This is a genomic window from Pseudomonas oryzihabitans (genome assembly GCF_007665395.1).
Classification (GTDB): domain Bacteria; phylum Pseudomonadota; class Gammaproteobacteria; order Pseudomonadales; family Pseudomonadaceae; genus Chryseomonas; species Chryseomonas psychrotolerans_C.
Genome location: NZ_VDND01000001.1, coordinates 459,551 through 483,388, shown reverse-complemented (window position 1 = coordinate 483,388; position 23,838 = coordinate 459,551). Strand labels below are relative to the sequence as shown.

Sequence of the window (23,838 nt, the reverse complement as noted above, 5' to 3'; positions counted from 1 at the left end):
ATCTTTACAGGAGAGACGCTATGGATGCCCTCGACGCTCTGTGCAATCGCGTATCGGTCGGCCGGCTGACCGAACCCGGTCCCAGCCCCGCGCAACTGGAGACGCTGCTGCGCGCCGCGGATCGTGCCCCGGACCACAAGCTGCTGCGCCCCTGGCGGCTGATCCTGGTGTCCGGCGAGAACCGCCAGGCCCTGGGCGAGCTCTATGCCGAGGCCCTGCGCCGCCGCGATCCCGCGGCCGATGCCGCCGCCCTGGACAAGGCCCGGCGCATGCCGCTGCGCGCGCCCCTGGTCATCGCCGTCGTGGCGACGCCCCAGGAGCACCCCAAGGTGCCCGTGCAGGAGCAGATCATCACCGCCGGCTGCGTCGCCCACGGCCTGGTCAACGCGGCCTTCGCCCTTGGCCTGGGCGCGGTCTGGCGTTCCGGGGAGTTCAGCTACGATCCCTGGGTGCTGCAGGGCCTGGGGCTGGCGGACCATGAACAGCTGGTCGGCTACATCTATCTGGGCACGCCGGAAGTGGCGCCCCGGGTGCCGGCGCCGCGCGACCTCGGCGACCGCCTCAGCCATTGGCCAGGACCGGCCGCAACGGCAGGGTGACGGTGGCCAGGAAGCCGCCATCGGGGTGATTGCCTAGCTCCAGCTCGCCGCCATGGCGCTGCACCGCGCGCCGGGCGATGGCCAGGCCCAGGCCGTAGCCGGTGGCCTGCTGCTGATCGGCGCGGAAGAAGGGTTCGCCCAGGCGCGGCAGGTCGTCGGCCTTGACCCCGGGGCCGTGGTCGCGCACCTGGATGATGACCTCGCCGGCTGCGGCCGCCGCGGCGATGACGATGGGCTGCGCGGGTGGGTTGAACCTCAGGGCGTTGCGCAGCAGGTTGTCCAGCGCCCGCTCCAGCACGTCGGGCCAGCCATCCAGCCGCAGGGCCATGGGCACCTGTAGTTCGACCCGCTGTTGTGGGGCGGTCAGCTGAGCATCCTCGACCAGCCCGATCAGCAGGGGGTGCAGTTCCACCTGCTCCGGTGGGCCCGGATCCGCTTCCTGGCGGGCGAGGGCGAGGATTTCGCCGATCAGCGTCTCCAGGCGATCGCATTCCAGGGTCAGCCGCGGCCACATGTTGCCCAAGTCGTGGGGATCCGAGCGCTCTGCCAGTGCCAGGGCGATACGCAGGCGGGCCAGGGGGGAGCGCAATTCGTGGGAGACGTCCCGCAGCAACTGGCGTTGGCTGTCGATCAGCCGCTGCAGATGGGCGCCCATGCGGTTGAAATCCTCCGCAAGCACGCCCAGCTCGTCCTTGCGGCGGGCGAGGCGGGCCAGGGTGTCCTGCTGGTAGGCGGTCTGGCCGAGATCGTGCACGGCGCGGCGCAGGTGATTGAGCGGGCGGGTCAGGCTTAGGGTCAGCAGCAGGCTGAAGAGGGTGAGGACCACGGTGGCGATGGCCAGCATGCCCATGGGCCAGAATAGGCTTTCACGGCGCCAGGCACCCAGCTCGGGGGTGGGCAGGTGGTAGATGAACAGGTAGTTCTGACCGCTGTCGCTGGTGTATTCGTCGGTCAGGCGTCGCCAGGGCAGCGGGCGGTTGGGGTCGCGGGCGCCGGGGCCGGGGCGCTGCAGGCGCTGCGGCTGGTCGAGATCCTGGTCGAAGACTCGCGGTGGCAGGGTGCCGCGCACCAGGGGCGAGCCGTTCTCGCCCAGCACCAGCACATCGATGCCGTAGCGGCCCTTGCGCTGTTCGAGCAATCCCTGGGCGGCGGCGGGGCCTTCGTTCTCATAGCGTTGTACCCATTGTGCCGGCAGGTCACGCAGGCCCGGATGCTGCGCGAGGATCCAGGAATCCTGGTCGGCCAGGTGGCCGAGCAGCATGGTCAGGCCGACGGCGGACAGGATGGCCAGCCAGAAGGTGGCGAAGATGCGCCAGAAGAGCGAGCGAAAAACCATGCACTGGCCTTGTTCAGCCGTGGCGCCGAGTACCCTCGGCGCCACGTTCGGGATTTACGAGGATTTGTGGTCGTGTTTCCACTGCTGGAACTCGGCCCACTCCTTGGCGTGATCCTCGCGCTTCTTCTCCATTTCGTCGAAGCGCTTCTGCTGGTCGGGCTTGAGCAGGGCGCGAATGGACTGCCGGGTCTTGTCTCGATTGCCGTCGAGCTGGTCGTGCAGCGCCTTGCGCTGGTCTTCGGGCAGCTTGTCCAGGTAGCTCTTGACGATCTCGCGTTGCTGCTGGCGCTCTTCGCCCATCAGCTTGCCGACCTGCTCGCGCTGCTCGGGGGTCAGCTTGAGGCCGCGCAGCGGGCCATCGCCGCGCGGGCCGCCGTCCATCATCCGGTGGGGCGGCGGCGTGACGTCGGTGGCGTCCTGGGTGGCGGCCAGGGTAAGGGTCGGCAGCAGGGCGGCGAACAGCACGGCGGGCATGAGTGTGCGCATCGGGAAATCTCCTTGGGTTGACCGGTGTGACACCGGATGGGCCCAGTCTAGGAGCGGGGGAGTCAGGAGCGGTCAGCGGAGGTAAAGAGGGGGTAAAGGCCGCGCTGCGGCGCTAGACACTGTAGTAGTAGCCACGCCCACGCAGGGCGAGGATGCGCGCGCGCCCATCGGCGTGGTTGCCCAGCTTGCGTCGCAGGTTGCTGACGTGCATGTCCAGGCTGCGATCATAGAGGGTCAGCTTGCGCCCCAGGGCGGCCTGGGCCAGCGCCTGCTTTTCGAGGGGTTCCCCCGGCTGGCGCAGCAGGGCTTCGAGGATGCGGCTCTCGGTGAGGGTGAGGGTGATCTCGGTCTCGCCGATGTTGGCCACGCCTCGGGCCAGGCTCAGCGCCAGGTCGCCCAGTTGCAGGCGGGCCGCCGGCTGCGCCGGGTGGCTACGCCGCAGGATGGCCCTCAGGCGGGCGGTGAGTTCGCGCGGATCGCAGGGCTTGGCCAGGTAGTCGTCGGCGCCCAGCTCCAGGCCGAGGATCCGGTCCAGGGGCTCGCCGCGGCCGGAGAGCATGAGTACCGGCAGTTGCGGATGATCGCTGCGCAGCTGCTTGAGCAGTTCCAGGCCGCTGCCGTCGGGCAGCATCACGTCCAGCACCACCACGTCCGGGGTCGCCTCGCGCAGCTGGGCGCGGGCATCGCTGCCGGCGTGGCAGGCGGTCACCTCGAAACCTTCCTGTTTCAGCCAGGCGCCGAGCAGCTCGCACAGTTCCTGGTCATCGTCGATCAGCAGAATCTGGCTCATGGCATCAGTCTCGCGGTTCATCCATGGGTTGCAGATGGCGCGCCAGATAGAGGCCCTGGCCGAGCATGAACACCAGGGTCATCGCCAGGCTGCCGAAGACCTTGAAGTCGACCCAGAAGCTTTCGTAGGTGAAGGCCACGTAGAGGTTCGCGCAGCCGCAGACGATGAAGAAGATGATCCAGGCGATGTTCAGGCGCGTCCAGATCGGTGCCGGTAGCCGCACCGCGTGCCCCAGCATGCGCTGGATCAGCGGCTTGTCGCCGATGAAATGGCTGCCGAGGAAGGCCAGGGCGAACAGCCAGTTGACCACCGGCGCCTTCCATTTGAGGAAGGTCTCGCTGTGGAACGCCAGGGTCATGCCACCGAACACCAGGCAGGCGATCAGCGTCAGCCACTGACTCTTCTCGAGCCGGCGTTGACTGAGGTAGATGGCGCCGTAGACCACCAGCGAAGCGACGATCAACACCGCGGTGGCACTGAAGATGCCGCCCAGGGTGAAGGCGTGGCCGGCGAACTCCACCGGACGCGGATCGAGCTTGTAGACGAGGAAGAACAGCAGGAGAGGGATGAAGTCGATGAATTGTTTCATTACCGCAGCCGATAGCAGTGCATCGCGGCATAATACCCGATGAAGCCGGAGGAGAAAGCCCATGCGTGTCGACCTGCACTGTCATACCACCGCGTCCGACGGCGCCTTCGCACCCGCCGAGCTCGTGCGGCGGGCCCACGAGCGCGGGGTGCAACTGCTGGCGATCACCGATCACGATACGCTGGACGGCTACGCCGAGGCGATGGACGCCGCGGCCCACCTGGGGGTGCGGCTATTGCCGGGAATCGAGATGTCCTGCACCTGGGGTGGCGCGGCCTTGCACGTGCTGGGCTACGCCTTCGCGCCCGGGGCCCCGGAACTCGAGGCGGCGCTGGCAGCGCTGCACGAGGGGCGCTGGGAGCGGGCCCGGGAAATCGATCGGCGGCTGGCGGCCAAGGGCATGCCCGGCACCCTGGACGGTGCCCGCGCGGTCCAGCTCGCCCTGGGCGACAGCCGCAATGCCCCCGCCCGGCCGCATTTCGCCGAATACCTTGTGCAGGCCGGCTACGTGGCCGACCGCGGCGAGGCCTTTCGCAAGTGGCTGGGTGGCGGCAAGTTGGGCGACGTCAAGCAGCATTGGCCGACCCTGGCCGAGACCCTGGCCACCCTCAAGGCGGCCAAGGCCTGGATCAGCCTGGCCCATCCGCTGGCCTACGGTTTCACCCGCACCAAGCTGCGCAAGCTGATCGGAGAATTCGTCAGCGGCGGTGGCCATGCCATCGAGGTGGTCAATGGTGTCCAGCCGGCCGAGCAGGTGGGTACCCTGGCAATTCTGGCGCGGGAATTCGGTCTGATGGTGAGCGCGGGCAGCGATTTCCACGCGCCGGCCGACTGGTCGGACCTGGGTATGTATCGACCCTTGCCCGAAGATCTGCCGCCCCTCTGGGCGCGTTTCAGCCAACCGCTCTACCCTCAGGATCGAGAACCCCAATGAGCCAGTTCATCGAGATTCATCCGCAGAATCCCCAGCCGCGGCTGATCCGTCAGGCCGTGGAAGTCATCCAGTCCGGTGGTGTGATCGCCTATCCCACCGATTCGTCCTATGCCCTGGGCTGTCGCATCGGCGAGAAGAGCGCGGTGGAGCGCATCCGCCGCATTCGCCAGCTCGACGACAAGCACAACTTCACCCTGGTGTGCTGTGACCTGTCTGAGCTGGGGATCTACGCCAAGGTGGATACCAGTGCCTTCCGCCTGCTCAAGGCCTACACTCCGGGTCCTTACACCTTCATCTTGAACGCCACCCGCGAGGTGCCGCGGATGCTGCTGCATCCCAAGCGCCGTACCATTGGCGTACGGGTACCCCAGCACCCCATCACCCTGGCGCTGCTGGAAGCGCTGGGCGAACCGCTGATGAGCGTGAGCCTCATCCTGCCGGGGGACGACGAGGCCCTGGGCGACGCCTGGGAAATCCGCGAAAGACTCGAGCACTTCGTCGACCTGGTGATCGAGGGTGGGCCGGGCGGCCTGCAACCCTCCACCGTGATCAGCCTGGCCGAGGACGAGCCGGAGGTGATCCGGGTCGGGGCCGGCGATCCCACGCCCTTCATGATCGAAGCATGAGCGAGGTCCTGGATGCGCATTTGCTCGAGCCCGAGCAACTGCGGCTGGCGCTGGTCTACGGCGAGGCCTTCACCGAGCTGCCCCAGGACCTCTATATCCCGCCGGACGCCCTGGAGGTGTTCCTCGAGGCCTTCGAGGGTCCGCTCGACCTGCTGCTCTACCTGATCCGCAAGCAGAACATCGACATCCTTGATATCCCGGTCGCCGAGATCACCCGGCAGTACATGAGCTATGTCGAGTTGATGAAGGCCGTCCAGCTGGAGCTGGCTGCAGAGTACCTGCTGATGGCGGCCATGCTGGCGGAGATCAAGTCGCGCATGCTGCTGCCGCGCGCCGAAGGCCTGGAAGCCGAGGAAGAGGATCCGCGCGCCGAGTTGATCCGGCGGCTGCAGGAATACGAACGCTTCAAGAAGGCGGCCGAGGATCTCGACGACTTGCCGCGCGAAGGGCGCAACTTCGTGGTGCCGACCCTGCCGGCGCCGGACGCTCGGGCCCGCAAGTTGCTGCCCGAGGTGGATCTGAGCGAGTTGCTGCTGGCCATGGGCGAGGTGCTGCGCCGCGCGGATCTGTTCGAAAGCCACCAGGTGACCCGCGAGATCCTGTCCACCCGCGAGCGCATGAGTCAGGTGCTGGAGCGACTCAAGGACGGGACCTTCGTACCCTTCGTCGCGCTGTTCACCCTGGAAGAGGGACGGCTGGGCGTAGTGGTGACCTTCATGGCCATCCTCGAGCTGGTCAAGGAGTCCCTGGTGGAACTGGTACAGAACGAGCCCTTCAGTCCCATCCATGTCCGCGCCCGGGTCAGCGGCGCCGACGCGGAAGCGGAACCTCAAGCATAAGCCAGCGCCGCCGTGGCGGCGGCGCTCTTGCGCTTGCCCACCAGCAGCCTGGCGCCCTCGCCCGCGGCCGCCAGGGCGGCGGCCTCGGCGATGCTCGGGCTGCCGGTGTGCTGCAGGGCCTTGGTGCTGGGCGTCAGGATGCCTTCCTGCTGCGCCAGCTGGTCTGCGGCAAAGCCAAGCAGGGGCAACCGCCAGCGCTGGGCGAGGGTGCGCATGGCACCCTCGCCGAGGCGCCCCTCGACGGTTGCCAGCGCGGTCAGCTCGGCGACCTCACAGCGGGTTTCCTGCAAGACGGCCAGCGCCAGGTCGGCGAGTTCATCCGCCGAACAGCCCTGGCGGCAGCCTAGCCCCAAGACCAGGGCCATCAGGCGTGAACACCCTGGCGGCGGAACAGCCAGCCGCAGGCCAGCCCAAGCAGCAACCAGAACGGCAGGTTGCTGGCCAGCACGGCGACCTGGAAATGGCGCTGCAGCTCTTCCGGCGCCAGGCTCGCGTGTTCGACCGGCTGGGGCGCGCCGAGTAGATGCGGCAGGACCAGCAGGCCCAGGGCGGCGAGCTTGAAAGCGGGATGGCGCGCGAAGGCCAACAGGGCAAGGGCGCCGGCGGTCGCACCGGCCGTGCCGATCCACCACAGCTGGCGCACCGTGAGATCCGCGGCCGCCGTGCCCGGTAGCTCCGACGGCAAGCCAAGGCTGGGCGCGAGACAGAAGGTGGCATAGCCGGCCAACCCCCAGAGCAATCCTTGATGGACGCGGGTCGGGGCGCGCAGGTTGAACAGCCCGGCCAGCAGCAGGCCAAAGCCCACCGCCACCACCAGGTTGCCGCCGAAGGTCGACAGGGTGCGCGGCCAGCCATCCGCGGGTGTCCAGGCTTCCTCGCCATGATCATGGTGTTCGGCCCGGACCGGGGCCTCGGTCTGGACCTCGTAGGTTTCCGCCTGGAGGATGAGCGGGGTCATCCAGAGGCTCTGCAGGACGCTCAGGAGCAGGGCGGCGAGCAGGCCGGCGATGCCGGCACTGAAGGCGATGCGCTGGAACATGGCGAGCTCCTTCAGTGGCAGGGGAAGCCTTCGCTGTGGCGGGTATCGTGGGCACCGTTGTGCAGCGCCTCGACGTGGGAGAAGCCGGCCAGGAACACCAGGCTCAGCCCGAGCAGGCAGGCGAGCAGGGTGGCGGTCAGGCGTTGGGCGCGGGTATTGGTTTGGGGGAGGGCGGTAGTGGTGCGGACGACGGTCATGGCAAGGCCTCGGAGTCGAAGCGGCAGGGACGCGCCTAGGCAGCGAGCCGCAGGCGGCCGCCGTCCAGCACGACCGCCCACCGCGGGTTGCTTGAAAGCAGCAGGCCGGTCTCCGGACTCACGAGGGTTGCAGGCTGCAACTACCAGGATCGCCTTCCCCAGACTTGCCGGCCGGGTGGCATCGTGATCCTGCGCTCGTCTACCGTTGCGGGGGCAGTGCCGGACTCGGACCGGCTTCCCGTTTCACCGCGACCCATGGCGGAGTCGCGACACCTGAAGCAACGCTGAGCAGACCACGCGCCTGTCCGTCGGTCAAGCCTGGCGCATTGACACTCTGGCGGGGCACTCGTAGCCTGTCGGGCTTCGAGGTGCTCTTGTCGACAAGAGCTTGAAAGGGAACGCGGTGCGACACCGCGGCTGCCCCCGCAACTGTAAGCGGCATTTTTAGTCTCTCCACCAGGCCACTGCTCACGCGGGAAGGCCGGAGCCAGGCGCCGCGAGCCAGGAGACCTGCCTCGCCAGTTTCCCATACGCAACCGGGCGGGGTGATCCGGGCTGCCACCAGGGCCTCGCCAGCGTGCGGGCGTCCGGCATGCCTGCCCGTCTTATTCAGCTTTCTATCTAAGGGCAGCCCATGAAAACCCTGGCCAAGACCCCCGTCACCATCGTCACCGGCTTCCTCGGGGCCGGCAAGACCACCCTGCTGCGCCACATGCTCGACCATGCCGAAGGCCGCCGCATCGCGGTGATCGTCAACGAATTCGGCGAGCTGGGTATCGATGGCGAGATCCTGCGGCAGTGCAGCATCGGCTGCACCGAAGAAGAGGCCCAGGGCCGGGTCTTCGAACTCGCCAATGGCTGCCTGTGCTGCACCGTGCAGGAGGAATTCTTCCCGGTGATGAAGGAGCTGGTGGCGCGCCGTGGCGACATCGACCATATCCTCATCGAGACCAGTGGCCTGGCCCTGCCCAAGCCCCTGGTGCAAGCCTTCCAGTGGCCGGAGATCCGCAACGCCTGCACCGTGGACGCGGTGATCACCGTGGTCGATAGTCCCGCGGTGGCGGCCGGTACCTTCGCCGCCCATCCCGAGCAGGTGGATGTCCAGCGTCGCCAGGATCCCAACCTGGATCACGAGTCACCGCTGCACGAATTGTTCGAAGACCAGTTGGCCAGCGCCGACCTGGTGATCCTCAACAAGGCCGACGGCCTGGCGGCCGAGGCCCTGGCGCGAGTGCGCGCCGAGGTGAGCGAGGAACTGCCGCCCGCGGTCAAGGTGGTGGAAGCCAGTCGTGGCGTGCTGCCGTTGTCGGTCCTGCTTGGCTTGCAGGCCGAGTCCGAGGCCCATATCGACAGCCGTCCGACCCATCATGACCTCGAGGGCCACGAGGATCACGATCATGACGAATTCGACTCCTTCGGCGTCGAGTTGCCAGAGGTGGCCGAGGCGACCCTGCTGGCAGCCCTGGGTGAGGTGGTCAAGACCCATGGCGTACTGCGCGTGAAGGGCTTCGCCGCCATCACCGGCAAGCCGCTGCGCCTGCTGGTGCAGGGTGTTGGCACTCGGTTCGACAAGCACTTCGACCGCGCCTGGCAGCCAGGTGAGGCCCGCAGCACCCAGCTGGTGCTGATCGGCCAGCAGCTGGACCAGGCAGCCATCAGCGCCCAGCTCCGCGCCGCGGTGGCCTGAGCCTAGATGCATCTGCTGCGTACCCAGCCGGGCGGTTTCGTCCCGGACGACGGCATCGCCCATCTGGCCCAGACACCCGCTGAGATCGTCGTCCTCTGCAGCGGCGATTCGCACCTGGCGCTGCTAGCCGAGGCCATCCGCACCCTGGACGCCGGCTATCCCAGCCTGCGCCTGGCCAACCCGATGCAGTTGCAGAACCACGCCTCGGTGGATCTCTATGTCGAGGAGGTGCTGAGCCAGGCGCAGGTGGTATTCATCTCCCTGCATGGCGGCCAGGGCTATTGGCGCTATGGCATGGAACGGCTGGCGGAGTTGGCCGCGCGGGGGCTGACCCTGATCGCGGTGCCCGGTTGCGACCGCCCCGATCCGGAGTTGCTGGCCTTGGGAACGGTGGCCCCCGACCTGGCCGAGCGGCTCTGGCGCTACCTGCGCCAGGGTGGCCTGGCCAATGCGCGGGACTTCCTGCATTGCCTGGCCGCCGACTGCCTGGGTGCCCCGTACACCTACGAGCCGCCGCGGGAATTGCCGCGGGTGGCGGTCTACCAGGCGGAGGGCCTGGGCCTCGACGGCTGGCGCGCGACGTGGCAGCCAGGCTGGCCAACGGCGGCGCTGCTGTTCTATCGCACCCACCTGCAGGCAGCCAACACCGCCTTCGTCGACGTCTTCTGCCAGCAGCTCGCGGCCCAGGGCCTGAACCCGCTGCCCATCGCCGTGGCCAGTCTCAAGGAGCCGGCCTGCCTGGCCGAGGTGGAGCGGCTGCTGGACGAGACCGACGCCGCGCTGATCCTCAATACGACGGGCTTCGCCCAATCCAGTCCGGAGCGGCCGAATCTCGCGCCCTTCCGCCGTCCCGTGCCGGTACTCCAGGCCATCTGCGCCCAGGACAATCGTGAGCGTTGGCAGGAAAATCCCCAGGGCCTGGGCGCCCGCGACCTGGCCATGCACATCGCCCTGCCGGAGCTGGACGGGCGCATCATCACCCGGCCGATCAGCTTCAAGGGCCTGGCCTGGCGGTGCGAGCGCAGCCAGAGCGATGTGGTCAATTACCAGGCCGATGGCGAGCGCATGGCCTTCGTCGCTCGCCTGGCGCGCAACTGGATCGAATTGGCGCGACGCCCGGCGGCGGACAAGCGGATCGCCCTGATCCTGGCCAACTATCCGACCCGTGATGGCCGCATCGGCAATGGTGTCGGCCTGGATACCCCGGCGGCGGCGCTCAGGGTGCTGCAGGCCCTGCAGACCGCGGGTTATCCAGTCGCCAATCTGCCAGACAGCGGCACCGCCCTGATCGAGCGCCTGCTCGGTGGGGTGACCAACGACAGGGCCGTGCGCGACCTGCGCCCCGCCTTGCAGAGCCTGGCGCTGGACGACTACCAGGCCTTGTTCGAGCGCCTGCCGCAACGCCTGCAGCAGGCGGTGACCGAGCGTTGGGGCGCGCCCGATGCCGATCCCATGCACCGTCGCGGTCGGCTCATGGTCGCCGGGGTGCGCTTCGGCCTGACCTTCGTCGGCATCCAGCCGGCCCGTGGCTATGACGTCGATCCCGCCGCGGTCTATCACGATCCGTCGCTGGTGCCGCCCCATGGCTACCTGGCCTTCTACTTCTGGTTGCGCGAGGTCTATGGCGCCCAGGCGGTGGTCCACCTGGGCAAGCACGGCAACCTGGAGTGGCTGCCGGGCAAGGGCGTGGGCATGTCCGCAGACTGTTGGCCAGACGCCATCCTCGGACCGCTGCCCAACGTCTATCCCTTCATCGTCAACGACCCGGGCGAGGGCGCCCAGGCCAAGCGCCGCACCCAGGCGGTGATCATCGACCACCTGATGCCGCCGCTGACCCGCGCCGAAAGCTATGGCCCGCTGCGCGATCTTGAGCGCCTGGCCGACGAATACTATGACGCCAGCCTGCTGGACCTGCGCCGCGCCACCGAGCTGCGTGGCGAGATCCTGCGCCTGGTGCGCGAGACCGCCCTGGATCGCGAACTGGACCTGGTCATCACCGAAGATCCGGACAGCTGGCTGCCGCAGCTGGACGCCTATCTCTGCGATCTCAAGGAATCCCAAATCCGCGATGGCCTGCACGTGTTCGGCGAATCGCCGACCGGACAGCTGCGCCGCGACACCCTGGTGGCCCTGCTGCGCATTCCGCGCGGCGATGCCCAGGGTGGTAACGCCAGCCTGCTGCGCGCGCTGGCCAAGGATTTGCAGCTGGAGTTCGATCCCCTGGCCGCCGACCTGGGTGAGCCCTGGCAGGGTGAGCGCCCGGCCTGCTTGCTGGCGCTCTCGGCTGACCCCTGGCGCACCCTCGGCGATACCCGGGAGCGGCTGGAGTTGCTGGCGCTAGCGCTGGTTGCAGCAACGGTGGACGGCGAGCCTTTGCCACTGGCCCTGGACGACCTGCCAGTGACTCGCCCGGTGCTGGAGCAACTGGTCACCCAGGTAGCCCCAGCCCTGGATGGCTGCGGTCCCGCCGAGATCGGTGGGCTGCTGGCCGCCTTGGCGGGCCGTTTCGTCCCGGCCGGGCCCAGCGGCGCGCCGAGTCGCGGCCGACTAGATGTGCTGCCCACCGGGCGCAACTTCTTTTCCGTGGACGTGCGCAACCTGCCGAGCATGACAGCCTGGCGTCTGGGGTGGCAGTCGGCCAATCTGCTGCTGGAGCGTCATCTGCAGGAAGAGGGCGATCACCTGCGCCAACTGGGCCTGTCGGTCTGGGGCACCGCCACCATGAGGACCGGCGGCGACGACATCGCCCAGGCCATGGCCCTGCTGGGCGTGCGCCCGGTGTGGCAGACCGGCAGCGCTCGGGTGGAAGACTTCGAGATCCTGCCACTGTCGCTGCTGGACCGGCCGCGGGTGGACGTCACCCTGCGTATTTCTGGCTTCTTCCGCGATGCCTTTGGGGGGCTGGTGCGGCTGTTCGATGCGGCCGTGCAGGCGGTGGCCGCGCTGGACGAACCGGACGACCTCAATCCCCTGGCCGCCCAGATCCGTCGCGAACGCGCCGCACTGGAAGCGGCCGGCGCCGCAGCGGACCAGGCGCGGCGCCAGGCCGGCTGGCGAATCTTCGGCGCCCAGCCCGGCGCCTATGGCGCTGGTGTCCAGGGCGCGGTGGAAGAGCGCCAGTGGCAGGAGCGCAGCGAGCTGGCCACCGCCTATCTCAACTGGGGCGGCTATGCCTATGGCGCCGAGGATGAAGGCACCGCCGCGCGGGAGGATTTTTCCCGCCGCCTCGGGCGCCTGCAGGCGGTGCTGCAGAACCAGGACAACCGCGAGCACGACCTGCTCGATTCCAACGACTACTACCAGTTCCAGGGCGGCATGCTGGCCGCTGCCGAGACTTTGAGTGGCCAGCGGCGGGCGAGCTATTTCGGCGATCACGCCCAGGCCGACCTGCCGCGCATCCGCACCCTGAAGGAAGAATTGGGCCGCGTCGTCCGTTCGCGGGCAGCCAATCCCAAGTGGATTGCCGGCATGAAGCGGCATGGCTACAAGGGCGCCTTCGAGATGGCGGCGACCGTGGACTATCTGTTTGGCTTCGGCGCCACCACCGAGCTGGTCGAGGATCACCAGTACCAGCAACTGGCCGATGCCTACTTACTGGACGCCGACACCCGCGAATTCGTCGAACGCCACAATCCCGAAGCGCTCCGCGATATGACCGAGCGCCTGCTGGAAGCCCAGCAGCGTGGCCTCTGGCATGAACCGGGCGATTACCGCGATGCCCTCGAACAGCTGCTGATGGATATGGATGAAGCCTGAAATGACCGCCCCCGTCTTTCCCCTGGCCGCCGTGGTCGGCGCTGAGTCCTTGAAGCTGGCGCTGTGCCTGAACGCCATCGACCCCCGTATTGGCGGGGTACTGATCGAGGGGCCGCGCGGCATGGCCAAGTCCACCCTGGCGCGCGGCCTGGCCGACCTGCTCGGCGGCGGCCCCTTCGTCACCCTGCCGCTGGGTGCCAGCGAGGAACGCATCGTCGGCACCCTGGACCTGGACGCGGCCCTCGGCGAGGGCCGGGCACGCTTCGCTCCCGGCGTACTGGCCGCCGCCGACGGTGGGGTGCTCTATGTCGACGAGGTCAACCTGCTGCCGGATCATCTGGTGGACCTGCTGCTCGACGTGGCGGCCAGTGGCGTCAACCGGGTGGAGCGCGATGGCCTTTCCCATGAGCATGCTGCCCGTTTCCTGCTGGTAGGCACCATGAATCCGGAAGAGGGTGAGTTGCGTCCGCAGTTGCTGGATCGCTTCGGCTTCGCCCTGGCGCTGGACAGTCGTCCGGCACCGCGTGAAAGAGCCGAGATCCTGCGCCGGCGGTTGGCCTTCGATAGCGATCCCACCGCCTTCGTCGCCCACTGGGAGGAGGCGCAGGCGGCCTTGCGCCAGCGTTGCGCCCAGGCGCGCACGCGGCTTTCCAGCATCCCCCTGGATGACGCCGCGTTGGACGTCATCACCGAAGGCTGCCATCTGGCGGGGGTCGATGGCCTGCGCGCCGACCTCGTCTGGCTGCGCGCGGCTCGCGCCCATGCCGCCTGGCGGGGCGCGTCCGCCATCGAAAACGCCGACATTGCCGCTGTCGCCGACTTCGCCCTGCGCCATCGGCGTCGGGATTCAACAGATGCCCCGTCAGTAATACCACCCCTAAAGAAAGAAGATCACTCTGCCACTCCAGAGCAGGAGGCAGGTGATCAACAGGGTGGGGGTGAGCCTGATCGTCGCGGCGGTGCAGGTGATACCTGGGGCGCCTTGGCGCCCCAGCCTATGGCGAGCGGACCGCGGCGCCGGCTGGACGTGGCAAAAAAGCCCTAGGCATCCGATCCAGCCGTCCTGCGGATCGTGATGCCCGGGCCGGGATGGGCAGGGCCGCAGGTGGCCGTCAGGGTGCGCGCTCGTTGGGCGAAGAGGGCGCCATCGCCTGGCTACCGACCCTGTTGCGCGGTCGTCCGCGGCGGGCCACTGATTTGGTCCGTCAGCCGCGCAGCCGTCGCCCCGCCCAACTCTGGCTGGTGATCGTCGATCACTCCGCCTCCACCCGCCGCCATGGCGCCCTGGCCCAGGCCAAGGGCCTGCTAGCCGATTGGTTCGAGCAGGCCTATCGGCAGCGGGTCAGAGTCGCGGTCCTGCAGACGGCAGGGGAGCGGCCCGAATGGTCTTTCCAGGGCCAGCGCAGCGGTCGGGCATTGCAGGCCTGGCTGGAGCAGTTGGGAGCGGGAGGCGGAACGCCCTTGCGGGCGGGCCTGGCGGAAGCTCAGGCATGGCTGAGAAGTCGTCGCCGGCAGCACCCTGGAGAAGAATGCCGGCTGCTGTTGGTCACTGATGGACGCCTGCGCGACCTGGAAGAGCTGGCAGTACCGGATTGTCCTGTCCAGGTGCTGGATATCGAACTGGGGCCACTGCGCTTGGGCCGAGCCGGCGAACTCGCCCGACGCCTGGGCGCGGAATACCGGCACCTTGAAGAGGTGCCAGTGGTCTAGCCAACCAGCTTCCAGCTCGTAGGTTGCGTTGAGGCGGCGCCCAACATCGAGGCGCTCGAGCCTCATGCTGTTGGGCTTCGCGACGCTCAACCCAAATTACCGGTCTGGCGTAGGTTGGGTTGAGACGGCTCCATCGTCGAAGCCCAACATCGAGGCGCTTAAGCCTCACGCTGTTGGGCTCCTCTGCGCTCAACCCAAATTACCGGTCTGGCGTAGGTTGGGTTGCGACGGCTCCATCGTCGAAGCCCAACATCGAGGCGCTCGATCCTCACGCTGTTGGGCTTCGCTGCGCTCAACCCAACCTACCGGTCTGGCGTAGGTTGAGTTGCGACGGCGCCATCGTCGAAGCCCAACATTGAGTAGCTCGTGCCTTATGCTGTTGGGCTTCGCGGCGCTCAACCCAACCTACCGGTCTGGCGTAGGTTGGGTTGAGACGGCTCCATCGTCGAAGCCCAACAATCAAGGATTCAGACGCCGTGGCGTTGGGCTTCGCTACGCTCAGCCCAACCTACCCCTAACGCTAGCGCCGGGATCTCAATGCCCGGCTTTCATCGCCTTGACCAGAGTATCCACGTTGTAGCGGAACATGGCGGCATAGGTGGCGGCAGGGCCGTCGGCCGGCGACAGGGCTTCCACATAGAGCTCGCCACCCGGCTGGGCGCCGCTGGCCTTGGCGATCTGCTGGACCAGGCGCGGGTCGTTGGAGTTCTCGAAGAAGTAGGTGGTGACGTGCTCCTGCTTGATCTGGCGGATCAGCTTGCCGACGTCCTGGGCCGAGGCTTCGGCTTCGGTGGAAATGCCCAGCGGCGAGATGAACTGCACGCCATAGGCGTCGCCGAAGTAACCGAAGGCATCGTGGGACGTGAGGACCTTGCGGCGCGCCTTGGGCACCTGGGCGATCTGCTCGCGGGCGTAGCGATCCAGGGCTTCGAGCTGGGCGATGTAGCGAGCGCCATTGGCCTGGTAGGCGGCCGCATCGGCCGGATCGATCTGGGACAGGGCCTTCACCACGTTGCGGGTATAGACGACCACGTTGAGCGGGTTGTTCCAGACATGGGGATCGACGCCGTGCTCATGCTCGTGGTCGTCATGACCCCCTTCGTCTTCCGCCATCTCCCGGGTCTTGATGCCTTCGCTGAGGATCACCGGCGGGCGTGCCTGGCCGGACGCCTTGATCAGCCGGTCCATCCAGCCCTCCATATGCAGGCCGCTCATGAAGACCACGTCGGCCTGCTTGAGCGCCTGGGCGTCGGCGGGGGTGGGCTCATAGGCGTGGGGATCGCCATTGGGGCCGACCAGGGAGGTGACCTGGACATGGTCGCCGCCCACCTGCTTGACCACATCGGCGATCACGGTGAAGGTGGCGACGGCCTTGATCGGTTCGGCCGCCTGCGCCTGGCCGGAGACGGCGAGCAGCAGGGCGGCGCCCAGCGAGAACAGGGATTTCATGGTGACTCCTTTCAGTGGGTGAGATGGGGACGAGGACGCAGGCGCCGGTACAGACCCAGGCGCCCGAACAGCAGGGAAAAGAGGTAGCAGGCGCCTGCGGTGAGGACGATGGCCGGCCCCGAGGCATAGCCCAGGTGGTAGGAGAGCACCAGGCCGACCAGGCCGCTCAGGCTGGCGATCAGGCTCGCCACCGCCATCAGGCCGGGCAGGCTGTTGGCCCAGAAGCGCGCAGCCGTGGCGGGGAGCATCATCAGGCCCACGGCCATCAGGGTGCCCAGCGCTTGGAAACCGGCGACCAGGTTGAGCACCACCAGTAGCAGGAACAGCAGGTGGTAGAGCGACCCCCGACCCCCGACGGCGCGCAGGAAGCCCGGATCGAAGCATTCCAGCGCCAGGGGGCGATAGATCACCGCGAGTACCACCAGCGAGAGGGTGGCGATACCGGCGACCAGATAGAGCGCCGTGGCATCGATGGCCAGGATGGTGCCGAACAGCACATGCAGCAGGTCGACGCTGGAACCGTGCAGGGAGACGATCAGCACCCCGGCCGCCAGGGAGATCAGGTAGAAGCTGGCGAAACTGGCATCCTCGCGCTGGTTGGTGAAGCGACTGACCAGCCCGGCGAGTCCGGCCACCAGCAACCCGGCGAGCATGCCGCCGATGCCCATCGCGGGCAGCGACAGACCGGCGACCATGAAGCCGAGGGCGGCGCCGGGCAACACGGCATGGCTCATGGCGTCGCCCACCAGGCTCATGCGCCTCAGCATCAGGAGGACGCCCACCGGACCGGCGCCCAGCGCCAGCGCCAGGCAGGCCACCAGGGCGCGGCGCATGAAGCCGAATTCGACGAAGGGTTCGAGCAGCAGCTGGTAGAGGGTCATGCGCGCTCACACACCGCCGCGGTGGCGTCCCAGCGTTCGGCCAGATTGCGCGCCCGGGCCAGGTTAGCGGCCACCAGCACCTCCGCGGTGCTGCCCCAGGCGATGGCTTCCCGGGCCAGCAGCAGCGTCTCGGGAAAATGCTGGCGAACCTGCTCCAGATCGTGCAGTACCGCGATCACCGTGCGTCCCTGGCCATGCCAGCGTCGAACGATGGTCAGCAAATCAGTGGTGGTACGGGCATCGATGGCGGTGAAGGGTTCGTCCAATAGCAACACCGGGGCGTCCTGCAGCAACAGCCGGGCGAACAGCACGCGCTGGAACTGGCCGGATGACAGGGCGCCTACCAGGCGGTCTTCGAGGCCTTCCAGACCTACCGCCTGCAAGGCCTGGCGAGCCTCGTCCAGCTGGGCGGCGGTGACGCCGCGCCAGCTGCCGAGCCCCTGCCAGGCACCCAGCACCACGGTTTCCAGGACGCTGAGGGGGAAGCTGCGGTCGATCTCCGCCGCCTGCGGCAGATAGCCCAGGCGGCGCTGAGGCACGGCGCGCTGGACCCGCCCGCTGACCGGCCGCAAGGTCCCGGCAATGGCCTTGAGCAGGGTGGATTTGCCGGCGCCATTGGGACCGACGATGGCAGTGAGGCTGCCGGTGTGGAAGCGACCACTCAGGTGGTGGATGGCGGGATGACGCTGGTAGGCCAGGGTCAGGTCCTGCAGCTCGATGGCCGCGCTCATGGCAGGGCGACCGCCCAAGCGACGGCCAGCCACAGGGCTGCCAAAGGGATACAGGCCAACAACAGACGGGTGGGAACGGAGAGCAGCAGCAGGGAGGAACGTGGGGACGCCATGACAAAACCTTGGATAACTTCGCAAAAGTTATAACATAACAAATTGCTTCAGTCATCCAGGGATCGGTAGCTCACTGTCGCGGAAGGCGCGGAGCGGCCATCGGCGCGTCGAGGCGGCCGGCTCCCTTCCGACGCGTAGCTCGGGCGACCTGGGTCGCCCGGCAATGTCAGGCCGCCTGGGTCTCCGCCATACGCTGCTCCAGTCGTTGGAGGAAGGTCAGCAACAAGACCTCCTCCTCCTTGAGTCCCTTGCGCTTGCGCGGTTTGGGCAGGGTGCAGAGGTCCCCCGCAAGGAAGGCATCGAGGACACCCGGGTGGATGTAGCACTTGCGGCAGACCGCTGGGGTATTGCCCAGGGTGCGCGAAACCGCCTTGACCATGTCCACCAGTTCCTTCTTGGCATCGGTCTGGGTTTCGCAGCGTAATTCGCGTAGCGCTTCGAGGGCGAGGGCGCTGCCGGCCCAGGTGCGATAGTCCTTGGCGGTGAAGTCGGCGCCGGTCAGCTCATGCAGGTAGGCGTTGACGTCGGAAGAGGTCACGGTGTGGCGCTCGCCGTCGGCATCGACATACTGGAACAGGTGCTGGCCCGGCAGCTCCAGGCACTTCTTCACGGTACGCGCCAGGCGCGGGTCGCTGACCTTGATGTCATGCTCCACGCCGCTCTTGCCGCGGAAGTGGAAGGCGATGGTGTTGCCGTGGACCTCGGCATGGCGGTTGCGCAGGGTGGTGAGCCCATAGGACTTGTTGCTCTTGGCGTACTGAGCGTTACCGACCCGGATCAGCGTGGCGTCGAGCAGGCTGATCACCGTGGCCATGACCTTCTCTCGGCTCAGGCCCCGGCGGGAGAGGTCTTCTTCCACCCGCTGGCGCAACTTGGGCAGCGCCTGGCCGAAGGCGAGCATCCGCTCGTACTTGTCGGTATCGCGGATCTCCCGCCAGCGGGGGTGGTAGCGGTACTGCTTGCGGCCCCGAGCGTCCCGGCCGGTGGCCTGCAGGTGGCCATTGGCATCCGGGCAGATCCAGACGTCGGTATAGGCGGGCGGGATGGCCAGCTTGTTGATCCTGTCGATTTCAGCCTGGTCGCGAAGGCGCTCGCCGTCCGCGGTGAAGTAGGCCCACTTGCCGCGCAGCTTGCGCCGGCCGAGTCCGGCCTGGCTGTCGTCGACGTAGTTGAGGTCGGGTGGCAAGGGGGTGCAGAGGGCGGTGCCGGTGTCGTCACGCTCATCGGCGGGGATGGGTAAATCGGTCTGGGCGAGGCGTTGCATTACTTTCGAACGAGAGGTCATGACTGCACCGACGATTTCCTGGTCGAAACGGTGGACTCCAGGAAACCGGACCAGGTTCTCATGACGACCGCCAAGCCGACCGACGCACAACTAGGTGAAGCCCTGCTCGCCAAGGCGCGCACGCGCCGCCCAGGTACCACCTTTTGCCCTTCGGAAGTCGCCCGCGAGCTGGCGGCGGATTGGCGGCCGCTGATGGAACCGCTGCGCAGGGCGGCCCGAGAACTAGCGCGCGAGGGCCGTCTGCAGGTGACCCAGAAGGGGACAGCCCTGGATCCCGCGGCGCCTTGGCATGGCCCGATCCGATTAAGTTTGGCTTAATGGGCGATTAAGTTTCGATTAATGGCGGATGGCTACTCTGGACCCCGTACAGACAGCAACCCAGAGGAATCACCATGAAAACGCTGACCGCTATCGCCACTGCCGCCTTCCTGCTCACCGGTCTGGGCGTCGCCCAGGCGCGTGACCTCGGTCCCGACGAAGCCCTCAAGCTGCGCGACAGCGGCAAGATCAAGAGTTTCGAGGTACTCAACCAGGCCGCCATCGCCAAGCATCCGGGCTCGACCACCCATGAGACCGAGCTGGAAGAAGAATACGGCCGCTACATCTACCAACTGGAACTGCGTGACCCCAAAGGTGTGAAATGGGATCTGGAACTCGACGCCACCACTGGCGAAGTCCTGAAAAATCAGCGCGACGACTGAGTCTGGCGCTGGCCGGGCTGCTCCTGCTCGGCGGCGCGACCCCTCTGGTCCAGGCCCGTGACCTGGACCAGGACGAAGCCCTCAAGCTGCGCAAGGAAGGCGTGATCAGGCCCCTGGAGAGCCTCCTGCAGCGGGTCAACGAACGCTACCCCAATGCCCGGCTACTGGAAGCCGAGCTGGAGGAGGAAGACGGCCAGTACCGCTACGAGATCGAGATCCTCGTCGGTGACGGGGTCCGCGAACTGGAAATCGGTGCCATGGACGGCGCCATCATGAAGGACGAGGTGGACGACTAGATGCGCCTGTTGCTGGTGGAAGACGACGTAGCCCTGGCCGACGAGATCTCGGCGTTTCTCTCGCGCCAGGGCTACGCCGTCGACTGGTTGGCCGATGGTCGCGATGCGGCCTGGCAGGGCGCCCAGGAACCCTACGACCTCATCGTGCTGGACCTCGGCCTGCCGGGGCGTCCCGGCCTCGAGGTGCTCGGCGAATGGCGCACGGCGGCGCTGGCGACGCCGGTGCTGATCCTGACCGCGCGCGACAGCTGGGCGGAGCGCATCGAGGGACTCAAGGCGGGCGCCGACGACTACCTCACCAAGCCCTTCCATCCCGAGGAGCTCGGCCTACGCATCGCCGCCTTGCTGCGGCGAGCCAAGGGCGTGGCCAACCAGCCGCTGTTGCGGGCGGCCGGACTGGCCCTGGATGAGGCCCGTCAATGCGTCGTCCGTGGCGGAGAAACCATCGAGTTGAGCGCCGCCGAATTTCGCCTGCTGCGCTGCTTCCTGCTGCATCCCGGGCAGATCCTGTCCAAGGCACGGCTGAACGATCATCTCTACGACGGCGAGAGCGAGCGCGATTCCAACGTCATCGAGGTGCATGTCAACCATCTCCGGCGCAAGCTGGGGCGAGACGTCATCGAGACGCGCCGTGGCCAGGGCTATCGCCTCGGTGGCGTCGGTTGAGGTCGCTCCAGGCCCGGCTGCGGGTCGGCCTGGGCGCCGCACTACTGGTGGCCGGGCTGCTGCTGGTGCTGGTGGGTGCCTGGCTGGTCGACCATGCCCTGCGGCGCTACCTGGAGACCGGTCTGAGGGGGGAGACGGAAAACCTGCTCGCGGCCCTGGTACGAGGCCCCCATGGCCTCCAGCTCGATGAAGGGCGCCTGGGCAGCCTCTACACGCGCCCTCTGTCCGGTCGCTACTTCCTGATCGAGATCCCTGCCCTCGACATCCATTGGCGGTCGCGCTCGCTGTGGGATGCACAACTGGTGGCCCCCGCGGTGGAGGGGCTGACCGACCGCCTGGTCGACGGGCCCAGTGGCCAGCGCCTGCTGGCCTACCGGGCCGACTACCAGCGCTACGGCCAAACGGTCAGGGTGACCGTCGCCGACGACTACAATCCGCTGTTGGCGAGCCTGACGCTGATCCTCGGACTCGGTGCCCTGCTGGGCCTGGCGACCCTGGCGCTGGTGCTGCTGTTGCAGCGCCTCATCGTGCGGCGTGCCTTGCGCCCGCTGGAGCAGGTGCGCGAACAGATCGCCCAGCTGCACCAGGGCCGGCGCTCGGCCCTTGACGCGGCGGTACCTGCCGAGCTGGCGCCGCTGGTGGAGGAGATGAATGCACTGTTGCGGCATACCGAGGAAGGCCTCAAGCGGGCGCGCCACGGCATCGGCAACCTGGGCCACGCGCTGAAGACGCCACTCGCGGTGCTCACCAGCCTGGCCGAGCGACCCGAGTTGCAGGCCTTGCCCGCCCAGCGCGATACCCTGCGCGACCAGTTGGCGCGGATCCGCGAACGGCTGGAGCGCGAGCTGCGACGCGCCCGGCTCGCCGGCGAGGCGCTGCCGGGCGCGCACCTGCAGGTCGCCGAATTGCAAGAGCTTTGCCGCCTGCTCGGTCGCCTACATGGCGCCCACTTGGTGTTCGACGCTCACCTGCCGGAGGGGCTGCGGCTGCCCTGGGATCGTGAGGACCTGCTGGAGTTGTTCGGCAATCTGCTGGACAACGCCGGCAAATGGGCGACCAGTAAGGTGCGACTGGAGGTGAAGGAGCAGGAAGCGGGCTATGTCGTCCGCATCGAGGACGATGGCCCGGGGGTGCCGGAGGGCGAGCGTGAGGCCATCCTCGGGCGCGGGACGCGCCTGGACGAAGGCGTGGCCGGTCATGGCCTCGGCCTGGGCATCGCCCGGGATATCGTCGACAGCTGCGGCGGGACCCTCAGCCTCGAGTCGGGGGCCCTGGGCGGGCTCGCGGTGGTCATCCATCTGCCCCGGCCGCCCGGTCGGGCCACTGGCGTCGCTATTCGATGACTTCCCGGTCAAGTTCGCGGGTAGGAGGCCGATAAGCGCACAACGCTCGTGCGACCAAGGAGAACCCCGTGAGCCTGAAATTGAAAGTCACCCTGCTGGCCGTGCTGCCCGTCTGCCTCTTCACGCTGGTACTGGGTGGCCTGTCCTACTGGGTTTTGCACGAGCAGGCGCGGCGGGACGTCAGCGATGCGCGCGAGCGATTGATGACCCAGAGTCGCAGCGCCTTGCAGAACACCGTGGAAGCGGCCATGACCGTGGTCAAGCCGCTCTACGACCAGGCCGCAGCGGGTGATACCGAGGCGCGCAAGGAAGCCATCCGCCTGCTGTCGGCCATCAGCTATGGCAAGGACGGCTATATCTTCGGCTACGACTCCAACGTCGTGCGGCTGTTCAAGGGCAACGACCCGGCCGGGATCGGCAAGAGCTTCAAGGACAATCGTGATCCCAATGGCATCTATCTGAACCAGGAGCTGGTCCGCGTCGGCAAGGACGGCTCGCATTTCAGTCGCTACAGCTCCTCGTTGCCCGGCAACAAGGACGTCCTGGTACCCAAGCTCGCCTATACCGACTACCTGGCCAAGTGGGACCTGGTGATAGGGTCCGCCGTGAACCTGGACGGGGTGGATGCCGAGGTCGCTGCCGTGGCCGACCAGGTGGCCCAGCGCACCCGCGACCAGCTCTGGCTGATCCTCGGGGTCGCCGGGGTGCTGCTGGTGGTGATCGGCATCGCCGCCCAGCTGTTCGCCGCGCGAACCCTGAGACCCCTGGCGCAGATCCGCGAGAACCTGGACGACATCGCCGCGGGCGAAGGCGACCTGACCCGTCGCCTGCCGGTCAACGGCCGCGACGAGATCGGTGAACTCGCCGCCGCCTTCAACCGGTTCGTCGACCGCATCCAGGGCACCATCGTCCAGGTCGTCGACATCACCCAGCAATTCACCGGTCTGCTCGACGACGTCGCCCAGCAGGCCCGGCGCACCGATAGCGACATGCAGCGCCAGCGCAGCGAAACCGATCAGGTCGCCACCGCCATCAACGAGATGTCCGCCGCCGCCCAGGAGGTGGCGCGCAGTGCCTTGCAAGCCTCCGAGGCGACCCGCCAGACCGAGCAGCAGGGTCGCCTGGCCCGCGATACGGTGGCGACCAGCGTCGCGCGCATCCATGAGCTGGTGGAGGAGGTGCGCCAGAGCGGCGTGTCCCTCGACGGCCTCAAGCAGGACGTCGGCGCCATCGTCGGCGTGCTCGACGTGATCCGCGCCATCGCCGAACAGACCAACCTGCTGGCGCTCAACGCCGCCATCGAGGCGGCGCGTGCCGGTGAGGCCGGCCGCGGCTTCGCCGTCGTTGCCGACGAGGTGCGCGCCCTGGCCAGCCGCACCCAGCAGAGCACCCAGGAAATCCAGGGCATGATCGACCGCCTGCAGCAGGCGACCGGGCGGGCGGTGGGTGCCATGGAGCGATCGAGTGGCATGGGCGAGGCCACCACGGCCCAGGCCGAGCAGGCCGGTTCGGCGCTGGCGTCGATCAGCGAGCTGATCGCCACCATCAACGCCATGAACACCCAGATCGCCAGCGCCGCCGAAGAACAGACGGCCGTCGCCGAGGAAATCAATCGCAGCGTCCACACCATCGCCAGCGCCGTCGACAGCATGGCGCAAGGTGCCCAGCAGGGTGCCCAGAACACCGCCGGCATGGTCGGCCTGGGCGAGCGCCTGGGCGGCCTGGTACGCCAGTTCCGTGTATGATCCCGGGCGCGCCGGCCGCCCCGGCGCGTCTCCGTGGGT

25 protein-coding genes, 1 pseudogene and 2 riboswitches are annotated in these 23,838 nt (G+C 67.8%); of the genes and pseudogenes, 15 read left to right on the top strand and 11 right to left on the bottom strand.

Going from position 1 to position 23,838, the window contains the following annotated elements; genetic code table 11:
* Window positions 1–20 precede the first annotated feature (20 nt).
* A complete protein-coding gene (locus FSV73_RS02235) occupies window positions 21–599 on the top strand; it encodes a nitroreductase family protein (protein WP_145003222.1) in 579 nt (192 codons plus the stop codon).
* Here FSV73_RS02235 and FSV73_RS02230 read toward each other — a convergent pair.
* The 4 genes from FSV73_RS02230 to FSV73_RS02215 form a co-directional block, all read right to left on the bottom strand.
* Window positions 562–1,935 (bottom strand): sensor histidine kinase, encoded by a 1,374-nt coding sequence (locus tag FSV73_RS02230; protein ID WP_145003219.1) that lies wholly within the window; start codon window positions 1,933–1,935, stop codon window positions 562–564. The genes FSV73_RS02235 and FSV73_RS02230 overlap by 38 nt on opposite strands.
* Window positions 1,936–1,989: 54 nt before the next feature.
* A complete protein-coding gene (locus FSV73_RS02225; protein WP_145003216.1) occupies window positions 1,990–2,421 on the bottom strand; it encodes a Spy/CpxP family protein refolding chaperone in 432 nt (143 codons plus the stop codon).
* A 112-nt stretch (window positions 2,422–2,533) separates the two neighbouring features.
* Window positions 2,534–3,211, bottom strand: coding sequence for a response regulator transcription factor (locus FSV73_RS02220; RefSeq protein ID WP_145003213.1), 678 nt, complete (start codon window positions 3,209–3,211; stop codon window positions 2,534–2,536).
* 4 nt (window positions 3,212–3,215) lie between these two features.
* Window positions 3,216–3,800 carry a septation protein A gene (locus FSV73_RS02215; protein ID WP_145003210.1) on the bottom strand — a complete coding sequence of 195 codons (585 nt, stop codon included), beginning with the start codon at window positions 3,798–3,800 and terminating at the stop codon, window positions 3,216–3,218.
* Between the two features lie 61 nt (window positions 3,801–3,861).
* Here FSV73_RS02215 and FSV73_RS02210 point away from each other — a divergent pair, with 61 nt between their 5' ends.
* The 3 genes from FSV73_RS02210 to FSV73_RS02200 all read left to right on the top strand — a co-directional run bounded on the left by FSV73_RS02210 (window position 3,862) and on the right by FSV73_RS02200 (window position 6,199).
* Window positions 3,862–4,734: a PHP domain-containing protein gene (locus FSV73_RS02210; RefSeq protein WP_145003207.1), complete on the top strand. Its 873-nt coding sequence runs from the start codon at window positions 3,862–3,864 to the stop codon at window positions 4,732–4,734.
* Complete coding sequence (locus FSV73_RS02205; RefSeq protein WP_145003204.1) at window positions 4,731–5,360, top strand: L-threonylcarbamoyladenylate synthase; 630 nt, start codon at window positions 4,731–4,733, stop codon at window positions 5,358–5,360. Before FSV73_RS02210 ends, FSV73_RS02205 begins: the two co-directional genes overlap by 4 nt.
* Window positions 5,361–5,470: 110 nt before the next feature.
* The gene (locus tag FSV73_RS02200) at window positions 5,471–6,199 is read left to right on the top strand and encodes a segregation and condensation protein A (protein ID WP_186309149.1); all 729 of its coding nucleotides are present in this window, start codon (window positions 5,471–5,473) and stop codon (window positions 6,197–6,199) included.
* Here FSV73_RS02200 and FSV73_RS02195 read toward each other — a convergent pair.
* From FSV73_RS02195 to FSV73_RS02185, 3 genes are read right to left on the bottom strand one after another with little or no spacing between them, the layout of a single operon-like run.
* Window positions 6,190–6,564, bottom strand: coding sequence for a cobalamin biosynthesis protein (locus FSV73_RS02195; RefSeq protein ID WP_145003198.1), 375 nt, complete (start codon window positions 6,562–6,564; stop codon window positions 6,190–6,192). The genes FSV73_RS02200 and FSV73_RS02195 overlap by 10 nt on opposite strands.
* Window positions 6,564–7,238, bottom strand: coding sequence for a CbtA family protein (locus tag FSV73_RS02190; protein ID WP_145003195.1), 675 nt, complete (start codon window positions 7,236–7,238; stop codon window positions 6,564–6,566). The genes FSV73_RS02195 and FSV73_RS02190 overlap by 1 nt, the downstream gene beginning before the upstream one ends.
* Before the next feature lie 11 nt (window positions 7,239–7,249).
* A complete protein-coding gene (locus FSV73_RS02185; RefSeq protein ID WP_145003192.1) occupies window positions 7,250–7,435 on the bottom strand; it encodes a CbtB domain-containing protein in 186 nt (61 codons plus the stop codon).
* An 86-nt stretch (window positions 7,436–7,521) separates the two neighbouring features.
* Window positions 7,522–7,727: riboswitch (cobalamin riboswitch) on the bottom strand.
* Between the two features lie 57 nt (window positions 7,728–7,784).
* Window positions 7,785–7,967: riboswitch (cobalamin riboswitch) on the top strand.
* A 102-nt stretch (window positions 7,968–8,069) separates the two neighbouring features.
* Between FSV73_RS02185 and cobW the strand changes: the two genes are divergently transcribed.
* From cobW to FSV73_RS02165, 4 genes are read left to right on the top strand one after another with little or no spacing between them, the layout of a single operon-like run.
* Complete coding sequence (gene cobW, locus FSV73_RS02180; protein ID WP_145003190.1) at window positions 8,070–9,122, top strand: cobalamin biosynthesis protein CobW; 1,053 nt, start codon at window positions 8,070–8,072, stop codon at window positions 9,120–9,122.
* Between the two features lie 6 nt (window positions 9,123–9,128).
* Window positions 9,129–12,878 (top strand): cobaltochelatase subunit CobN, encoded by a 3,750-nt coding sequence (cobN, locus tag FSV73_RS02175; RefSeq protein WP_145003187.1) that lies wholly within the window; start codon window positions 9,129–9,131, stop codon window positions 12,876–12,878.
* A 1-nt stretch (window position 12,879) separates the two neighbouring features.
* A complete protein-coding gene (locus tag FSV73_RS02170; protein ID WP_145003184.1) occupies window positions 12,880–13,923 on the top strand; it encodes an ATP-binding protein in 1,044 nt (347 codons plus the stop codon).
* A 44-nt stretch (window positions 13,924–13,967) separates the two neighbouring features.
* Window positions 13,968–14,588, top strand: a complete 621-nt coding sequence (locus FSV73_RS02165) for a vWA domain-containing protein (protein ID WP_145003181.1) — start codon at window positions 13,968–13,970, stop codon at window positions 14,586–14,588.
* Window positions 14,589–15,122: 534 nt separating this feature from the next.
* Here the strand turns inward: FSV73_RS02165 and FSV73_RS02160 are convergent.
* The 4 genes from FSV73_RS02160 to FSV73_RS02145 all read right to left on the bottom strand — a co-directional run bounded on the left by FSV73_RS02160 (window position 15,123) and on the right by FSV73_RS02145 (window position 19,027).
* The gene (locus FSV73_RS02160; protein ID WP_145003178.1) at window positions 15,123–16,037 is read right to left on the bottom strand and encodes a metal ABC transporter substrate-binding protein; all 915 of its coding nucleotides are present in this window, start codon (window positions 16,035–16,037) and stop codon (window positions 15,123–15,125) included.
* 11 nt (window positions 16,038–16,048) lie between these two features.
* On the bottom strand, window positions 16,049–16,918 hold the full coding sequence (locus FSV73_RS02155; RefSeq protein WP_145003175.1) for a metal ABC transporter permease: 870 nt from the start codon (window positions 16,916–16,918) through the stop codon (window positions 16,049–16,051).
* Complete coding sequence (gene aztA, locus FSV73_RS02150; protein WP_145003172.1) at window positions 16,915–17,649, bottom strand: zinc ABC transporter ATP-binding protein AztA; 735 nt, start codon at window positions 17,647–17,649, stop codon at window positions 16,915–16,917. Before aztA ends, FSV73_RS02155 begins: the two co-directional genes overlap by 4 nt.
* Before the next feature lie 280 nt (window positions 17,650–17,929).
* Window positions 17,930–19,027: a DNA topoisomerase IB gene (locus tag FSV73_RS02145; RefSeq protein WP_145004180.1), complete on the bottom strand. Its 1,098-nt coding sequence runs from the start codon at window positions 19,025–19,027 to the stop codon at window positions 17,930–17,932.
* Between the two features lie 81 nt (window positions 19,028–19,108).
* Here FSV73_RS02145 and FSV73_RS02140 point away from each other — a divergent pair, with 81 nt between their 5' ends.
* The 7 genes and pseudogenes from FSV73_RS02140 (at window position 19,109) to FSV73_RS26005 (ending at window position 23,799) form a co-directional block, all read left to right on the top strand.
* Window positions 19,109–19,366 (top strand): DUF3253 domain-containing protein, encoded by a 258-nt coding sequence (locus tag FSV73_RS02140; RefSeq protein WP_145003169.1) that lies wholly within the window; start codon window positions 19,109–19,111, stop codon window positions 19,364–19,366.
* 74 nt (window positions 19,367–19,440) lie between these two features.
* Complete coding sequence (locus FSV73_RS02135) at window positions 19,441–19,749, top strand: PepSY domain-containing protein (protein WP_145003166.1); 309 nt, start codon at window positions 19,441–19,443, stop codon at window positions 19,747–19,749.
* 17 nt (window positions 19,750–19,766) lie between these two features.
* A complete protein-coding gene (locus FSV73_RS02130; RefSeq protein WP_437179256.1) occupies window positions 19,767–20,045 on the top strand; it encodes a PepSY domain-containing protein in 279 nt (92 codons plus the stop codon).
* Entirely contained in the window at window positions 20,046–20,711 is a 666-nt protein-coding gene (locus FSV73_RS02125; protein WP_145003163.1) for a response regulator transcription factor, read from the top strand. It abuts the gene before it with no gap.
* A complete protein-coding gene (locus tag FSV73_RS02120) occupies window positions 20,708–22,054 on the top strand; it encodes a sensor histidine kinase (protein ID WP_145003160.1) in 1,347 nt (448 codons plus the stop codon). Before FSV73_RS02125 ends, FSV73_RS02120 begins: the two co-directional genes overlap by 4 nt.
* Before the next feature lie 68 nt (window positions 22,055–22,122).
* Window positions 22,123–22,893, top strand: a pseudogene (locus FSV73_RS26010) (cache domain-containing protein); the annotation flags it as partial.
* Between the two features lie 150 nt (window positions 22,894–23,043).
* On the top strand, window positions 23,044–23,799 hold the full coding sequence (locus FSV73_RS26005) for a methyl-accepting chemotaxis protein (protein WP_437179255.1): 756 nt from the start codon (window positions 23,044–23,046) through the stop codon (window positions 23,797–23,799).
* Window positions 23,800–23,838 lie beyond the last annotated feature (39 nt).

Bases quoted from the DNA above. Each gene is read 5' to 3' on its own strand.
- FSV73_RS02235 (WP_145003222.1), top strand. From the start codon at position 21: ATGGATGCCCTCGACGCTCTGTGCAATCGCGTATCGGTCGGCCGGCTG.
- FSV73_RS02230 (WP_145003219.1), bottom strand. From the start codon at position 1,935: ATGGTTTTTCGCTCGCTCTTCTGGCGCATCTTCGCCACCTTCTGGCTG.
- FSV73_RS02225 (WP_145003216.1), bottom strand. From the start codon at position 2,421: ATGCGCACACTCATGCCCGCCGTGCTGTTCGCCGCCCTGCTGCCGACC.
- FSV73_RS02220 (WP_145003213.1), bottom strand. From the start codon at position 3,211: ATGAGCCAGATTCTGCTGATCGACGATGACCAGGAACTGTGCGAGCTG.
- FSV73_RS02215 (WP_145003210.1), bottom strand. From the start codon at position 3,800: ATGAAACAATTCATCGACTTCATCCCTCTCCTGCTGTTCTTCCTCGTC.
- FSV73_RS02210 (WP_145003207.1), top strand. From the start codon at position 3,862: ATGCGTGTCGACCTGCACTGTCATACCACCGCGTCCGACGGCGCCTTC.
- FSV73_RS02205 (WP_145003204.1), top strand. From the start codon at position 4,731: ATGAGCCAGTTCATCGAGATTCATCCGCAGAATCCCCAGCCGCGGCTG.
- FSV73_RS02195 (WP_145003198.1), bottom strand. From the start codon at position 6,564: ATGGCCCTGGTCTTGGGGCTAGGCTGCCGCCAGGGCTGTTCGGCGGAT.
- FSV73_RS02190 (WP_145003195.1), bottom strand. From the start codon at position 7,238: ATGTTCCAGCGCATCGCCTTCAGTGCCGGCATCGCCGGCCTGCTCGCC.
- FSV73_RS02185 (WP_145003192.1), bottom strand. From the start codon at position 7,435: ATGACCGTCGTCCGCACCACTACCGCCCTCCCCCAAACCAATACCCGC.
- cobW (WP_145003190.1), top strand. From the start codon at position 8,070: ATGAAAACCCTGGCCAAGACCCCCGTCACCATCGTCACCGGCTTCCTC.
- cobN (WP_145003187.1), top strand. From the start codon at position 9,129: ATGCATCTGCTGCGTACCCAGCCGGGCGGTTTCGTCCCGGACGACGGC.
- FSV73_RS02170 (WP_145003184.1), top strand. From the start codon at position 12,880: ATGACCGCCCCCGTCTTTCCCCTGGCCGCCGTGGTCGGCGCTGAGTCC.
- FSV73_RS02165 (WP_145003181.1), top strand. From the start codon at position 13,968: ATGGGCAGGGCCGCAGGTGGCCGTCAGGGTGCGCGCTCGTTGGGCGAA.
- FSV73_RS02160 (WP_145003178.1), bottom strand. From the start codon at position 16,037: ATGAAATCCCTGTTCTCGCTGGGCGCCGCCCTGCTGCTCGCCGTCTCC.
- FSV73_RS02155 (WP_145003175.1), bottom strand. From the start codon at position 16,918: ATGACCCTCTACCAGCTGCTGCTCGAACCCTTCGTCGAATTCGGCTTC.
- aztA (WP_145003172.1), bottom strand. From the start codon at position 17,649: ATGAGCGCGGCCATCGAGCTGCAGGACCTGACCCTGGCCTACCAGCGT.
- FSV73_RS02145 (WP_145004180.1), bottom strand. From the start codon at position 19,027: ATGCAACGCCTCGCCCAGACCGATTTACCCATCCCCGCCGATGAGCGT.
- FSV73_RS02140 (WP_145003169.1), top strand. From the start codon at position 19,109: ATGACGACCGCCAAGCCGACCGACGCACAACTAGGTGAAGCCCTGCTC.
- FSV73_RS02135 (WP_145003166.1), top strand. From the start codon at position 19,441: ATGAAAACGCTGACCGCTATCGCCACTGCCGCCTTCCTGCTCACCGGT.
- FSV73_RS02125 (WP_145003163.1), top strand. From the start codon at position 20,046: ATGCGCCTGTTGCTGGTGGAAGACGACGTAGCCCTGGCCGACGAGATC.
- FSV73_RS26005 (WP_437179255.1), top strand. From the start codon at position 23,044: ATGCAGCGCCAGCGCAGCGAAACCGATCAGGTCGCCACCGCCATCAAC.